The 16,227-nt window shown below is 28.6% G+C and carries 14 protein-coding genes; 8 read left to right on the top strand and 6 right to left on the bottom strand.

Going from position 1 to position 16,227, the window contains the following annotated elements; genetic code table 11:
* Positions 1-23: 23 nt before the first annotated feature.
* Together J3E06_RS03930 and J3E06_RS03925 are read left to right on the top strand one after the other, a co-directional pair.
* On the top strand, positions 24-1,301 hold the full coding sequence (locus J3E06_RS03930) for an aldo/keto reductase (RefSeq protein WP_013179513.1): 1,278 nt from the start codon (positions 24-26) through the stop codon (positions 1,299-1,301).
* A gap of 176 nt (positions 1,302-1,477) precedes the next feature.
* On the top strand, positions 1,478-2,788 hold the full coding sequence (locus tag J3E06_RS03925) for an ADP-ribosylglycohydrolase family protein (protein WP_013179512.1): 1,311 nt from the start codon (positions 1,478-1,480) through the stop codon (positions 2,786-2,788).
* A gap of 187 nt (positions 2,789-2,975) precedes the next feature.
* Here J3E06_RS03925 and J3E06_RS03920 read toward each other — a convergent pair whose 3' ends face one another.
* Positions 2,976-5,249, bottom strand: coding sequence for a DHH family phosphoesterase (locus tag J3E06_RS03920; protein ID WP_013179511.1), 2,274 nt, complete (start codon positions 5,247-5,249; stop codon positions 2,976-2,978).
* A 277-nt stretch (positions 5,250-5,526) separates the two neighbouring features.
* Complete coding sequence (locus J3E06_RS03915; protein ID WP_013179510.1) at positions 5,527-5,766, bottom strand: hypothetical protein; 240 nt, start codon at positions 5,764-5,766, stop codon at positions 5,527-5,529.
* A 570-nt stretch (positions 5,767-6,336) separates the two neighbouring features.
* Between J3E06_RS03915 and J3E06_RS03910 the strand changes: the two genes are divergently transcribed.
* Positions 6,337-7,872 (top strand): helicase HerA domain-containing protein, encoded by a 1,536-nt coding sequence (locus J3E06_RS03910; RefSeq protein WP_013179509.1) that lies wholly within the window; start codon positions 6,337-6,339, stop codon positions 7,870-7,872.
* A gap of 167 nt (positions 7,873-8,039) precedes the next feature.
* Here J3E06_RS03910 and J3E06_RS03905 read toward each other — a convergent pair whose 3' ends face one another.
* Together J3E06_RS03905 and J3E06_RS03900 are read right to left on the bottom strand one after the other, a co-directional pair.
* A complete protein-coding gene (locus J3E06_RS03905; protein ID WP_013179508.1) occupies positions 8,040-8,678 on the bottom strand; it encodes a lysine exporter LysO family protein in 639 nt (212 codons plus the stop codon).
* Between the two features lie 87 nt (positions 8,679-8,765).
* The gene (locus J3E06_RS03900) at positions 8,766-9,056 is read right to left on the bottom strand and encodes a LysO family transporter (RefSeq protein ID WP_013179507.1); all 291 of its coding nucleotides are present in this window, start codon (positions 9,054-9,056) and stop codon (positions 8,766-8,768) included.
* 260 nt (positions 9,057-9,316) lie between these two features.
* On the opposite strand from J3E06_RS03900, the gene J3E06_RS03895 reads away from it, so the two are divergent.
* From J3E06_RS03895 to J3E06_RS03875, 5 genes are all read left to right on the top strand, one after another.
* Positions 9,317-10,141, top strand: coding sequence for a hypothetical protein (locus J3E06_RS03895; protein ID WP_013179506.1), 825 nt, complete (start codon positions 9,317-9,319; stop codon positions 10,139-10,141).
* A 302-nt stretch (positions 10,142-10,443) separates the two neighbouring features.
* Positions 10,444-11,244, top strand: coding sequence for a 2-oxoacid:ferredoxin oxidoreductase subunit beta (locus tag J3E06_RS03890; RefSeq protein WP_013179505.1), 801 nt, complete (start codon positions 10,444-10,446; stop codon positions 11,242-11,244).
* Positions 11,245-11,380: 136 nt separating this feature from the next.
* A complete protein-coding gene (locus J3E06_RS03885; protein ID WP_013179504.1) occupies positions 11,381-11,911 on the top strand; it encodes a 2-oxoacid:ferredoxin oxidoreductase subunit gamma in 531 nt (176 codons plus the stop codon).
* Positions 11,912-12,174: 263 nt separating this feature from the next.
* Positions 12,175-12,666, top strand: a complete 492-nt coding sequence (locus tag J3E06_RS03880) for a hypothetical protein (protein ID WP_013179503.1) — start codon at positions 12,175-12,177, stop codon at positions 12,664-12,666.
* A 211-nt stretch (positions 12,667-12,877) separates the two neighbouring features.
* Complete coding sequence (locus J3E06_RS03875; RefSeq protein WP_013179502.1) at positions 12,878-13,438, top strand: double zinc ribbon domain-containing protein; 561 nt, start codon at positions 12,878-12,880, stop codon at positions 13,436-13,438.
* Positions 13,439-13,507: 69 nt separating this feature from the next.
* Here J3E06_RS03875 and J3E06_RS03870 read toward each other — a convergent pair whose 3' ends face one another.
* Positions 13,508-14,728 (bottom strand): glycoside hydrolase family 57 protein, encoded by a 1,221-nt coding sequence (locus tag J3E06_RS03870; protein WP_013179500.1) that lies wholly within the window; start codon positions 14,726-14,728, stop codon positions 13,508-13,510.
* A gap of 142 nt (positions 14,729-14,870) precedes the next feature.
* Positions 14,871-16,088: a glycosyltransferase family 4 protein gene (locus J3E06_RS03865; RefSeq protein ID WP_013179499.1), complete on the bottom strand. Its 1,218-nt coding sequence runs from the start codon at positions 16,086-16,088 to the stop codon at positions 14,871-14,873.
* Positions 16,089-16,227: the final 139 nt, after the last annotated feature.

Genomic DNA, 16,227 nt, shown 5'->3' with positions numbered 1-16,227 from the left:
AAAATGTGTGATAGGGGGAAATTATGCATTATCGAAAAGTACCGAAAAATGGGGAATATATATCAATATTGGGATTTGGTGCGATGAGACTACCGGAATATTATGGAGAAGTTGATAAAAATAAAACCGAAGAATTAATTTTATATGCAATAAATAATGGTGTAAATTTTATAGATACGGCAGTACCGTACCATAATGGGAATAGTGAATCAATTATCGGAGATATACTACATAAACACAAAATACGAGATAAAGTAAAGATTTCTACAAAATTATCTCTTGGTTCGTCAATTATGAATGGAGATACATTACAAACTATTTCAGATATGGAAAATTATCTAAATAAACAGCTTGAAAATTTAAAAACTAATTATATTGATTATTATTTAATTCACGCTATAACTAAAAAGAGCTGGGAAAAATTAAAATCGATTAAAGTATTTGAATTTTTAGAAAAAGCTAAAAGAGAAGGTAAAATAAAAAATATCGGATTTTCTACGCACGAAGACTTTGAAACGTTTAAAAAAATTGTAGACACTTATGACTGGGACGTTTGCCTTGTACAATATAACTATGTCGACCAAAATACTCAAATTACAAATAAGGGACTTGAATATGCAAAATCTAAAAATTTAGGAATTTTTATTATGGAACCACTTAGGGGTGGTAAATTAGTTTATAAAATACCTTTAGAAGTTAAAAAAGTAATGAATGAATACGATGCAGGCAAAAATCCAGTTAATTGGTCTTTTAATTGGTTATGGGGACACCCCGAAATTACTTGCGTACTGTCAGGTATGAATTATATGCCCCAGTTAGTTGAAAATATAGAATTGGCAGATAATTTTGATTTAAAAAAGTATGATATTTATGATACGTATGGAAATTCATCAATTGAAGAATATAATTCCGCTATTTCAAAAATAGCTCAAATTTATAAAAATAAAACACGAATAAATTGCACAGATTGTAATTACTGTATGCCTTGTACAGAAGATATTGCTATTTCTCGAATATTTGAATTGTATAACGATAAACATATTTTTGAAGACGAAAATAACAGTGTAGGGACCTATTACACTAAATTAGACTATATGAAAGATATAGGTGGCGTTAATGGAGTTTGGAAAAATGCTTCAAAGTGTATTGAATGTGGCGAATGTGTTGAAAAATGTCCTCAACATTTAGATATTCCAAATTTATTAAAACAAGTTTCTTCTGAATTTGAAGGAAATAAGGAATATTATGAATACAAAGTCGAATTAATAAAATATTTGTTAAATAATAAGATGATTCAATGAATATATGCTTTTGGCGTAATTTGATATCGCAAATTTAATATAATTTTAAATTAACATTTATAACTAACTAAATTAAACAAATAATGAATAATAAAATAATGAATAATAAAATAATGAATAATAAATAAATTAACCATTCATAACATAATACTTATTAAGTTTAAAAGAGTGATTATATGGTAAACAAAGCCCAAGCATACGAGGATAAATATAAAGGATGTATTATCGGATTATCAGTAGGTGATGCGTTAGGTATGCCTGTAGAATGGTTTACTAGGGCACAAATTGAAGAAATGGGTGGAATAAGGGAATATATAGACCCAATTAACAAATTTAAAGGAATTTTAAAAGCAGGAGATTATACTGACGATACAGAGCAAACTTTAGCACTTTCGAATGCTTTTGACAAATTTGGGTACAGTGAAGATAAATTTATTGAAAATTTACTCTACTGGTATAATCATAACCCCATAGGTATAGGACCTACGAGTAGTAAAGCACTTGAAAATTTATCAAAAGGAATCAAAAAGGGTATGCCTTCAGAAACCTGCGGTTCTGCTATGCGAACGGCACCTTTAGGTTTATTTTATTACGATGATTTAAGCAAATTAGTTGAAAAAAGTATTTCTATTACAAAACTAACCCATAATAGTCCTAATGCAGTAGCAGGTGCTTTATCAATATCATATATGGTTTCAAAATGTTTGATACACGGTATCGCACATAATACCTATGATAGATACAGACTTGAAGAAGGTTCTGATGACGGTTTGGGCAATATGAACCTCATAAAAAGCGTATATGAAAAAGATGTGGGTGCATTTCTCTCCAAAGATTTGGAAGAAAAAAAAGAAGAAGATGAATATAAAAATTATAAAGATAATGATAATAATAATGGCAATATTGATTACGATAATGATATTTCTAAATATGAACATACTGATGCAAGCCACTCAACATATGCAAAAATAATTGAATACAACAAAAACGTAATTAACAAAAAGCATATGGAAAAAGGGTACAATCCGATAGTATATATTGAAGAAACTAAACAAAAAAGACCATATCAATACCCTGAATTTAGAAAATCGATTGAAGACTGTAGTCATTTGTTAATCGATACTTCGATTGAATTTTCTGAAAAAATATTAGATATATTGGAAATTTGTGAAAAAGTACATAATAGTAATTACGATAAAAAGGTTATATTGGAAGGTTATGATAAATTAGGCACTGGAATAAATGCTATAGAAGCAGTTCCGTCTGCAATATTCTCATTTATGATAAGCAATAGTTTTAAATCATCTTTACTAAATTCAATCAACGCAGGGGGCGATACTGATAGTATAGGTAGTATGTGCGGTGCACTTGCAGGTACTTACTATGGATATAACGCAATTCCTAAAAAATGGGTAAATGGTTTATCTAACAACGAAAAAATATTAAATACAGCGATTAATTTATATAATTTAAAAGTTTTGGATTAATTGCCTAAAATAAACAATTTTATAGTTTAATTTTTTATGGAAAAAAGATAATGTAATTCAATATAATAAAATCTTGATAATAAAAATAAATATCTGTAATATTTATCAAATATATCTATTTTTATCGATTCTATTTAATTTTATATTTTATTTAATTTTATTTTATATTTTAGTTTATTTTTACTTATTATTTCATAGATTCTACAATTTCAAAGAATCTATCGAGTACTTTACTTCTAAGACCTTCCACGAACTTAAGACTTCCTGCACATTCGTGTCCTCCACCATCGAGTGAAGCTTCAGGGATTTCTTCCATTAACTGACTTACGATTAAGTTTAAGTTAAAGCTGAATTTTTCACTTACTGCATCAGTTGCCCTAACTACACTGAAATCAGGCCCGTATGCAAGTGTAACGATTGGTGTACCTTCACCGTGTTTTTTTACGATACTATCGTGTGCAAAACCGCAAGTTTTACCAGGTGCTGGGAATGTAAACTTATGTGCGTATTTTTCAACATCGATTACATTTAATAAAATACCATTTGAGAGTTCTCTTGACTTAATAGATGGTATTACGCTTTTCATTTGCCTGTCAACCATTTTCATAGCCCTGTGGTATAATATATTAATTAATCTTTCGTGTCTTGCAAATTCTTCTTTATTTACTGCAAGGATATCCTCTACAATTCCGTTTCCAGACATAAATTTCAAGTAGAATGCTTCAAAGTCCATACATAATGCGATTGTATCTAAGTCTTCGAAAGTATATTCTTTTGCTGAAGCTGTCTTACTATTTTCGGTTAAGGTTTCCAAAGCTAATTTTATGTACTGATTTACTTCATCACCGGTTGCGTGGTCCCCTACCATTGCAACACCAGGCAAGTGCTTAATTAAATCGGTCACGTCGTCATTTATCATTCTTGCTACTTCAGTTGCAAGTGCACCAGCTGTTAAATTGCTGTCTCCACCAACTAAGTAAGGGTTTACGTGTGCATCGATATAATCGTCAATTTCTGCTCTTCCATCGATTACTTCACCAGGGTAGTGGTGGTCTACAACAACAACCTCTACATTATAAGCTTTAATCTCTGAAATAGCAGGTATATCTTCGTTTGTACTTCCGTTATCTACGAGTATTACCATAGGCATTTTCTGACCAAATCTTATGTAGTCTTCCAATGAAAAGATTATATCTTTTGTAACGTCTTCTAATTCATAGAATGGTGCTTTTGAAGGACTTCTCCTATAGTAGTGCCATTGAGCTCCTGAATCCATTGAAAATTCATTCAATACCGGCAATATTGCTTTTTCTAAGGCAATACCTCCAGAATAACCGTCAGTATCTGCGTGATGTCTTAATATAAGAGGTCTACCATCTAACATTGCTCTTCTAATTCTTTTAGCAACGTCTGCCATTTTAGGTCTTAATTTTTCTAAAATTGGACTTTCCACTAAAAATTCAATATCACTTTTAGCTTCCGCTTTTTTATCCAATTGTATTTCAATTGTATCTTTTACAGATTTTTCCTCTGCCCCTTCGAGTATATCAATAGTCATTCTCTCAATTTGGAGTTTTCCATCCCTTACACCAACTGAACCAACTACTTCAATTACTGAACCGAGGTCTACCTCAGGATTAGCCCTAACACCTGCACTTTCGAATGCTGCAACCCATCCAACTTCAGTACCATCTGTAATCGTAAATACAGTTGGTCCAGGAGTTTGTACTGCTTGGATTACTTCCCCTCTAATTTTAATTACCTTATCTTTCATATTTTCGAGACCATTCTCAAATATCTGAGCAATAGGTATTAAATCATAGTGTTTTTCAAATTTCTTAAGTTCGTATCCGGATGTTGGTATGTATCTAAAGTCTACTTCTCTTTTACCTAATTTTAACTCTGAAAGTTGCACTACTATGTCATCACCGATTTTAAAGTCGCTGTTTTTCCTACCAACTACTTCTTTAAATCGTAATAATCCCCTAACTTTATCATTTAATTGAATAAAAACTCCGTATTTTTCGGTTCTTGAAATTCTACCCTTGTAGAACTTACCTTCTTCAAGGTCTTCCATTGTAATAAATTCATCTAAAACGTAGACTACTTTTTTATTATCCTGTTCGTCTTTCTTAGATTTTTGACAGTTTTTACATAGCTTTTTGTTTGAATCGTCCGGATATTTACCTATTTGAACCCCACACTCATCACAAGCTATTATTTTACCAGTACCTTCGCAAAATTCACACAAACCATAAACAGGTACTTTTCCAGTTCCTTCGCACTTTGAACAAGGTATTTCGGCATCATCAAAATCATATTTTGAATTTTTAGATGCACTTTTAAAGTGCTTTTTGGTCTCAAATTCTTCCTGATAACCAGTTCCTTCACAATCGGGACATACGTCGTACTTTATAACCTTTTTACCAGTCCCGCCACATATTTTACAATCTTTTATCATATTACACCTGAAATTATTTAGTTATATGCGTTGCTCTTATGAACAGTTATTGCATATAATGTATTTACTATTGTATATTATATCCTTATAGTTAAAATAGTTATTTCGAATATATAGCTATTTTTATAAAATTTATTAATATACCTTATTAAAAAAAAGCATTTAAATTAAATATAATCACTCAACATTAAAATATTAAAATATTAAAATAAAAACATAGAAATATGGAATATAATATAATATAATATAATTTTTTGAATTTTAATTATCAGATATATTATTGCTTAGATTCGGAAGTTTTAGTTTCATCCTTATCTAAAGATTCCAAATAAGCTATTGAAGCCCAGTTGTCCAGCTCTTTTTTCACTTTTCTTTTACCGGACTTTAACATTGCCATATATTTTAACTGTTCCAAAGTTTCTTCCATTTCCTTCCCATCCATTAATGGAGCGGATATTAACATATCAATTGCAATTCTATCTAGCTTAGAACGTTCTAAACTCGAAATTTTTGCCATAAAAATCCCCCAATATGTTTATGGGTCTGTTATTATCAATTATATAATTATTTAGTATGATAATTATTGTTAGTTATTGTTAGTTAATAAATAATAATTAGTTGATTATATGAAGATATTTAAATATTAAAATTAAATTTAAAATTATTACGTTAAGTATGGGTTTAGAATTGATTTAAATTAATTAACAATTGTAAAACCTTTTTATCGTATAGATATTACCAATCCATTAAATTTTTTAATCTAAAAACGATTTTAGTCAATTATATACTTAATATTTTATAAATTGTTTCTAAAACATATATAGTTTTTGATATAAAATAACATTCGATAGTTAATATACATTTGATTAAGATTTTGAGGTTAATTACAGGTAATATTTCCAAAATCCAAATATTTTCCCATAGTTGTGTAAATCCGAATCGATATTAAATAAATAGATTATTTATAATTGAGGCATATTATAATTAAATATCAAATAGATGTGCAATTAAATTATTAAATAGTAAATTATTAAATATTACAACAATAATTGTTAATTTAGTTATAGAATTACAACAGAGGGTAAATATGAATCAGGGAAACGATTTAAAGGAATTTGATGATTTAAAAATTTTAGGGTATACGATAGGTGAAACGTCTTCTTATGAGTTACAAATGATATCTTCAGAAGTTCCAGAAATAGGGGAATATTTATCAATATATGACGACGAAGGAACTGAAATATTGGGAATGGTTGAAAATGTAATTCGAGGGAATAGAATTACTAATGAATTAAAAGAATATGGTGCAATTTCCAAATTAAAAGAATTTGAAGACGAAGATGAGATATATACGATTTCTTCAATAAAAATTTTGGGAGATACCAAAAATATGCAAATACCGAGACGTCCACCTAAGCCATTAAATGAAATATACAAAACTCCAAAACAAACACTCAATAAAGTATTTGCAAATGGTAAATTAGAAGTTGGAAAATTGATATCATCAGATATAGGTGTATCTTTAGACGTAAATAAATTATGCTCTCGACATTTGGCAGTTTTGGCAATTACTGGGCAGGGTAAATCGAATACGATTTCCGTGTTATTAGAACAGTTTAAAAAATTGAATGCTACGGTAATAGTGTTTGATATGCATAGGGAATATTTAGAAATGGAAAGTTATAGCATCGATTTAAAAATAAACCCGATAAAACCTAAAATAAATGTTTATAATATGCATCCTGATTCACTTATGAATTTAGCAGGTGTAGACCCTTCTGCATCAATTCAAAGGTCTTTCGGTAGACGTGCAATACTTGGATTAAATAAAGAGCACGAAGAAGTTGAATTTAACAGCGTTGAAGAGTATATAAATAGCATATTAAATAGAATAGAAATTTACGCCGATATGGACGAGTATAAAAATAAATTAGATAGTTTAATAACTTTAAAAATGAGATTTGAGGATTTATTAGCGTATAAATCAAAAATTACTGCAATAAATTACAACCCAATTTCGGGAATTAAAGAAAATAGAATTAATATTGTTGATATCAGCGAACTTGATGAAGAGAGTACCGATTTAATAATCTCTTATTTCTCAAAAGAGATATTAAAAGATAGAAAAAAATCATTTTGGAATACAAAAACTGCAAATCCAATATTTATAATATATGAGGAAGCACATTTGGTAATTCCTCAAAATAGGCCGACTAAGTCAAAAACTCCTATTTCAAGAATTGCGAGAGAAGGTAGAAAATTCGGTGTCGGTATTTGTCTTGTCTCTCAACGTCCTAAAACACTTGACCAAGAAGCACTTTCACAGTGCAATAACTTTATAATCTCAAAGATAATAGAACCAAAAGACCAAAGATACATACAACAAGCTTCTGAAAGCTTAAGTGAAGATTTAATCACGCAATTACCTTCATTAAACGTGGGTGAAGCTATTGTATTAGGTCCTTGTCTTAAAATCCCTGCACTTGTAAAAATGAACAGATTTAACGGAGTTTACGGCGGGGAAGATGTAATGTTTGATGAGTTATGGTCAAAAACTGAAAATGATTTATCAGACAAAACGTTGGGCAAAAGTATTTTTGAAGATGAAGAAGATGAATTATAAGATAATATGTGGTATAAATTAAGTTTAATAAAAATAATGAAATAATATAAAATAAGATAATAAAATAAGATAATAAAATAAGATAATAAAATAAGATAATAAAATAAGATAATAAAATAAGATAATAATAAAAAATAACTACATAATTTATTTATTAATTTATTAATTTATAACATCAATATTAATGGTAATATAAACGGTACTAAAGCACTCAATATAACGCCGTGAACAAATGACAGCATAGTATACTCAGTACCTCCGAATTTAGCCACAACTGGCATTGTAGAGTCCATTGAGGTAGCCCCACCCAAAGTTATAGCACTATCCTTTGGGAATTTCTTTACTGCAAGTGGATAACCTATCATTGTGAATATTTCCCTCATAAAATTCATTAAAAAGGCAATAAGCCCATATTCTGTGGAGTAAGTTGCTATTGTAGGACCTGCTAAGCTGTACCACCCTACACTCGTAGAAATAGCTAAACTATATTTTATAGGAATTCCAAAAAGTGGCGTTGCAATTAGTGCGGCTATTACTGCCCCCAAAATTGATATTGCAGGCAATATTAATCCCATTTTACCCACGTGTTTTATACTTTTTAAACCGTCGCTTTTTGCTAAATCGACGCCTATCAAAAATATCATAAGATAAAGCATTAATTCATAGGTATTTGCAAAATCTATGGATGTATATTTCCCTACTGCATATCCCCCTATTAAAGCAAATAGCATTATATGTGTAAAAGATATTTTATCAACTATTTTCTTTAATATAGAATTTTTAAATATAAATTGTGATTTAATCATATAATCATCCTTATTTTTTTATTTAGATTTATTTTTTTGTTTTTCTTATTTTATTTTAGTTTATTTTAGTTTATTTTAGTTTATTTTTTAATTAGTATTTCTTGTTTTTGTTTTCTTTGCGTTTAAGTTCATTTTCATCCTATTCATTAAAATTGTAGCAAGTATTAGAGTTATAATCATTGTTAGTAGGCAAAATTCTAACGAAACCATAACTGTAGATAGTGCATTTGTTTCCATTTTTCCTGTTGAAACACCTATAAAAAATACCAGCAAAATTAAGGTTAAATTAATAATATTTGACATATTTTTATTTTTTAATTGTTTTCTGAATAAATAACCTAATAATACACCAAATATCAAAATTAACATAATTAACATAAATAAAACCCCAGATATAATAAATTATTAAATTTTAAATTTTTATATAATATTTTGTATAATATTTTGTATAATATTAACAAAAAATTGTAAATATATTTTAGTTTTTTAAGTATATGTGTTTAATTATATATAGATACTTATATATAATTTCTAAAAGTAATAAAAAATATGCGTTAAAAAATCAAAATTCAAATGACAAGTGTATTTATAAAAATTTACAAAACATTAATTTAAACGATAAACAATGAGGGCATATTATGACAAATGAAATAGAAATCATAACATTTCAAGAAGTAAAAAGTAATGATAAAGATGTCACTGAAGTTATGTACGACAAATTTTTAAAAGAATTAAAAGAAAAATACCCGAATATGGAAGTATTATCTGAAGATTGTGATGAAGAATTTGATGAAAAGAAAAATGGCGGTACCACATTCTATTCTAAAATTTTAGAAATGAAATTGAATTTTGAAACTTTTACGGACTATATAAAATACTGTATGGAGCAGGGTGCTGATTTAGAAGTAATGAAGCCTTCAAAAATAACTGTAAATTCAAAAGAATTTGGAGAGCTATTGATATACATACTTGACTTTTTCAATAAAATCCAAGCAAGATATGATATTAGTTATACAGTATCTACAAAACCGGAAATAGAAAATACAATCGAAGAGCTAAAAGAAGGTATTTACGACGAAGACGATAAATTCGACTTTTTAGAAGACGGTTATATTGATGCTAAATTTGTATTAAAAGGATTTGGAAAAAGCGAAGAAGAAGTAATATCAAACATTGTAAAAACCGTTAGCGAAGATATGTATGTTAACAAGGTTATTACTCAGCCTATGGAATTTGAATCCGTTAACGGCGTAAATATTGTAAAACCAGAGTTTTCTGGATTAATAGCTGTTGAAGTATTTGCAAAACCTTTTGAACTCATAGAATTCACATACAAATACTTACCAATCACGGTTAAATTCCAAGAAAAAAACATCGAATTAGACATTAGTGAAATACAAGACATAGGTAATGATTTAGGCGGGGCAGTATTCGAATTATCTCACGCTGCAGCAAATATGTAATATGTAATATGTAATGTAATATGCATATATATAAATGTAAATATATGGATATTTATCTACGAATAATAATTAAACGAGTAATAAAGTTTATTTTTAAATTCCTTTTATTTATCCTTTTATTTATTTTTGAGATAATTAATTATTTAAATGAAGTTAAGATATTATATTATTAAATTATGTAATAAATATTTAATTATGAGATTTACAATTAATTATGAGTATTATTGATAATCAATACAATCGGATTGATTACGTTGAATTTGATTAATTTGATTAATTTGATTAATTCAAGTGGTGATAAAATGCATCCTTCGATAAAACATATGCGTGAAGATAGATTGCCTCACATTTTTTGTGCAGGTTGCGGTAATGGGATTGTATTAAACTGTTTTATAAATGCTATGGAAAGACAGAAATTAGAAACTGATGATATAATAGCAATTTCAGGAATCGGATGTTCTTCGAGAGTTCCGGGATATTTAAACTGTGATTCATTACACACTACTCACGGTAGACCGATTGCTTTTGCTTTGGGGGCAAAAGTATCAAGACAAGACAAAAAAGTAGTGGTATTCACAGGTGATGGGGACACCTCTGCAATAGGTGGAAATCACTTTTTACACGGCTGTAGAAGAAACATTGATATGACTGTGATATGTATTAACAACAATATTTATGGTATGACTGGGGGACAATGCTCACCTACGACTCCACACGAAAAAAAGGCAACGACAGCACCTTATGGAAACCCTGAAAACCCTTTAAATTTATGCGAAGTTGCAAAAGCTGCGGGTGCTTCATATGTGGCTCGATGGACAACTGCACATCCGATACAAATTGCTAATTCAATTAAAAAGGGAATGGAAAAGAAAGGTTTCGCTTTCATTGAAGTCATTTCACAGTGTCCTACATACTACGGTAGATTTAACGTTTCTAAGAAACCTGGAGAAATGATGACTCATTTAAAAAATAGTAGTTTAAGGGTTGCTAAAGCTGAAAAAATGAGTGCTGAGGAATTAATTGATAAAATAATTATTGGAGAATTCCAAGATATTGAAAAACCAGAATATATTGAACAATTGAAGAAATTACAAGAATTATAACGAAATTTTGAATTAACTTAGAAATATGAACTTTTAAACTTTTAAACTTTTAAATTTAAAAATTTATAAAACCATAACTGAATTATAAAATTGTAAAAAATTATGATATAATATAACTAAGCTATCGAGTGAAATTATGAGAAAAGAAGTAAGATTTTCAGGATTTGGCGGTCAAGGTATCATATTAGCCGGCGTTATATTGGGTAAAGCAATATCCTTGTACGGTGGCAAAAATGCCGTTCAAACACAATCATACGGACCGGAAGCAAGAGGCGGAGCAAGTAAATCTGAAGTGGTGATATCAGAGGAGGAAATAGATTTCCCAAAAGTTATATTACCAGATGTACTTATTTCTATGTCCCAGCCTGCTTTTGACAAATATGGTGAAGAAATAAAAGAAAATGCGACTATTTTAATTGATAAAGACCTTGTAAGTATTTCTAAGGAGTACGAATCAAAAAACAATGTTTATAAGATTCCATTTACAGAAATTGCGAATAAAGAAATAGGATTGGGAATTGTTGCAAACATTGTAATGCTTGGCTCTTTGACTAAAATATTAGAAATAAACCCCGAAATAGTCAAAAAAGCACTTTTAGAAAGCGTTCCAAAAGGAACTGAACAAAAGAATACTATGGCATTTGATAAAGGATATAATTATCTATAATTATACCAATTATTATTTTATTAATTATTATTTTATTAATTATTATTTTATTAATTATTATTTTATTACATAGTATTTGTTTTTATTTTTTTTATTAATTATTTTTTTTATTTTTAATTTTTTAATATATTATGTCTTATTGATGAGGTAAGTATTATATATGGTAAATTTCATAACTAATTGTAATAGATAATGTGAATCATACCCTTAAATTAAAAAATTCTAAGTCTAAAAATTAGTTTAAAAGTATTTATTGTGAAACCATGGCATCAAGAGATTCTAATATACCAATAATATTCGTAGGGATAATTATAATAATATTAACCGCTGTTCCACTTATACTTACGACTGAAAAAGTAAAATCAGAAACTTACGACTATAAAGTCAAACAGGTTGGCGTAGTTTCTTATGAAACCTATGAAGATGAAGATGGAAATACATATTTAACATGTAATCAAGTCGTTTCAGAATTAGGTAATAGATTACATAATGAATTAGATAGGGATAGTAAATTAAATATTTGTAAAATAGTTTGGATTTCAGTAAATGAGTTTGAAACTCTTGAAAAATGTACGATATTATCGAAATACAATAATTCTGGCACATTAGTTGATTACTATAAATTTGAAATTGAACAGCAAAATTTCAAAGTTTTAAATTTACGCAATGTTTCAAGAAGTGAATATTATGGAAATTTAGAATATTACTATCCCAAAATTATGAGTTTAGGGGAATTAGAGGTATATTATCGATAATAACCCTTTATTGATATAAATATATTTATCAATTATTATTCATTAATTCATTAATTCATTAATTCATTGATTAATTCTCAAATACCATATATTGTTTAAAACGTAAATTTAATTAAATAAATATTTAAATAATTATGTCCTAATAAAAAAGTAGTAAAAAGTAGCAAAATGTAATGCTATTAACCATTATGTGAAAACTGGGAGGATTACCATGGTTACCGTTATACCCCTAAACGAAGAAGAAAAAGCAAGTGTTGTAAAAGGGCTTAGAAGTGCAGTTCCAGCTACAAAATTAGTTACATTAAAAAGATTAGTTGACCTTACAGAATCTCGACCGGAATCATTTCAATATATGGATATGTATGATAAAAGGTCATTAAATGAAATTATAACTGGCATTGAATACATAATATCTTATGATTTAGATGAAGTTCTTAAAAGAGAAGCAATGGTAACCTTAGAAAAGGTTAAAAGAACGTTAGGAATCAAATTCTTCAACAGTTTAACTTTATGTAATAAATGTAATGGTATTATAGATGTAGGATGGGAACACTGTATACATTGCGGTGCAAGTACTGAAAATATGGTATTTGACGACGTAGAATACTGTAAAGAATGTTCTAAACCTATTTTACCGGATTGGATGCACTGTGCACACTGTGGTGTTGAATTGAAGAAAAAAGAAGACACGATTCCAAAATGTAGGAAATGTAGAAGAGAAGTTGATGCTACGTGGCTTGTTTGTCCATTCTGTGGTGCAAAATTAAGATAATTAAAATAATGATTAAATATTTTATTTTTTTATTTATTAAGTTAGTTAGTTTATTTTTATTAGTATTTTTTAATTTTTTATCCATATATCATCAATAATTTCATTATTTGTTGATTTTAAGATTATATAATTCTTAAAATCGTGTATTGTATTTAAATAAATTCCATATGCGTCATAAGGGCTTTGAAAATGGCTGAAATAATTATGAACGTCCTTATCACTTGACGATTTATTGCACATATAATAAAAATTATCACTCGTTTGTAAATTTTTATACAACAAATATTCTTGTGATTCTTTTGAATATTCAAAGAAATTTATATAATTTTTCAAACTTTCCAAATTTTGAAATGCTAAATCCTGCATTTTGTTTCCCAACCAAGCACTTGCATCTCTTTCCATATCTGCCCAAGATATAGTATTATGCTCAAATACATTGATAATACCCCGAGGATTACAGTTTTTTATTAAGTCTGACGGTGTAGCATACTCTATATCTTCCAACATAGCTAATTGCTCAGGAAGTGCAGTCAAAAACTCGAAAATACCACTTTCTTTAGTGTGATGCTCCCCTATAGTTTCATAATCCATATAAAGATTGATACAATCCCCATTACAGCCATTTATCCAATTTGCATATTTTTCAGCAGTTAAGGGGTATTCTGACCAATCTTGTGATGAAAATCTAAATCCTATGTCATCACTTAAACTATAGTTTCTAAGAAGTACTTTTAACCCAGAAAGTGTTTTATAAAGATAATTTGGAGAGCCATACTCTAAAACACGGTCTACACCCTCGGTAAAAATGCCATCAAAGCCCATATTTTCGATTATCTTTGCAACTCGATTATTATAGATTAATTCAGTATTTCTAAAAACTTTCGGCTCGTATTTAAATAAATCTTTTGTCATATATTGATGTTTTTTAACTTCATCGGTAAATTCTTCTTCGGAAATAAAACAACTTAAAGAATGATAATATGTTTCGGTCATTAATTCAACATTTTTAGTATCGACCAAATCTTTAAAAATATCTAAAAGATAATTGTCATATTCTAAAGCTTGCTCGATAAAAGTGCCGGTAATACTAAAAGAAACCTTTATATCGTACTCATCGATTAAATCTAACAATAAATAACTTGCCGGGTAGTATGATTTTTTAGATACGGTTTTAAAAAGCTCTTTGTTGAGGTTTATATCCATATATCTACCCCATAAGTCCATATCATTGTTTATAAATTTATTTAATCTATGTGGTTGATGTACTTCAAAATTAAAAGATAAATACATTAAATTCGCCCCCTGAATTTAATATTTATGGGTTATTATATACTATTTGTATAGATATCCGTATAACTATTTTTTAAAAAGTTTAAATATCGATATTTTAATAGGGATTATATTGAATTATATTAAATTATATTATATTATATTATATTTTTTCAACTATTTCGGAAGAATTATCATTTTTAGAGTCCAATTTATTCTTAACAGCTCTCCCATAAATTTTTGAGGTGTCATATGCAATATTATCCCAATTGTAGTTCAATAAATCATTTTTAGCGTTATTTACAATTTTATTTCTAAATTCATTATTTTCAATTAATTTAGACACTGCTGTAGCAAGCTTCTTTGGATTTTTTGGCTCAACTTTAATGCCATTTTTAGAATTTACAATCTCAGATAACCCTCCAGTATTACTAACTACGATAGGGGTTTCTGAAGCCATAGATTCCAATGCTACGAGTCCAAAAGGTTCGTAAATTGAAGGAACTACGCAAATGTCTGCACAACAGTAAAGTTTTTTTAATTCATCACCATTTTTAAAACCTGTAAATATCAAATTGTCCTTACAGCATAAATTCTCGGAAAGAGATTGCAAATAATCTTGTTGAGAACCTTCTCCTACGAGTACTAATTTTAAATTAGAGTATTTATCCAGCAATATTTTAAATGCCCTTATCAAATAATTAACTCCTTTTTGATGTTCCAAACGACCTACGTAAAGTAGCATATAATCGTCATTTTCGACACCCAATTCTTCCCTAAATTCCATTAATTCATCAGAATTTTGATTAATACAGTATTCCGAAAGGTTAATACCGTTATAAATGGCATGTATTTTATTATCTGGGGCATTAAATATCCTACAAAGTTCTTCTTTTGAAGCATTACTTACAGTTATCACTTCGTCGGCTTCAAAAACGCTTAAAAACTCCATTTCATTTATAATTTCGGATATTTTTGAATTAATACCGCTACAACGACCGTATTCAGTGCTGTGTATTGACTGGATATAAGGTTTATTTAATAAATATTTTAAATTTATACCGACTTTTGAAGTCATCCAATCGTGACAATGTATTAAATCATAGTTATCAATTCCTAAGTCCCCCAGTTTTTTTTCCATCTCACTTGCCATTAACAACGACCACGATAGGAAATCCTCATCTTTTACCATCGATTTTACACGATAAACGTTAACTCCATTGATAATTTCAGGTTTAGAGCCGTATAAAACTTCCCCTGTAGTTATTACATCTATTTCGTGACCCATTTTAACCAAAGCTTCTGCTAAATTTTTACAGTGAATAGACAATCCACCAACTATTAATGGAGGATACTCCCAAGTTAACATTGCTATTTTCATCTTATCCCGCCCCCAAATTTTTAAATTCAATTCTAAAGTACTAATAATTGATAATATAACCTATGGCATAATAATATGCTTCATAGTAGCCAATTTATCCCTACAAATTAATATTTAATTTCAATACCTATATATTTAT

It is taken from the genome of Methanococcus voltae, from assembly GCF_024807655.1.
GTDB lineage: Archaea > AGJL01 > Methanococci > Methanococcales > Methanococcaceae > Methanococcus > Methanococcus voltae_D.
The sequence above is the reverse complement of the archived record's forward strand: the minus strand, read 5'-3'. Positions and strand labels throughout refer to the sequence as shown.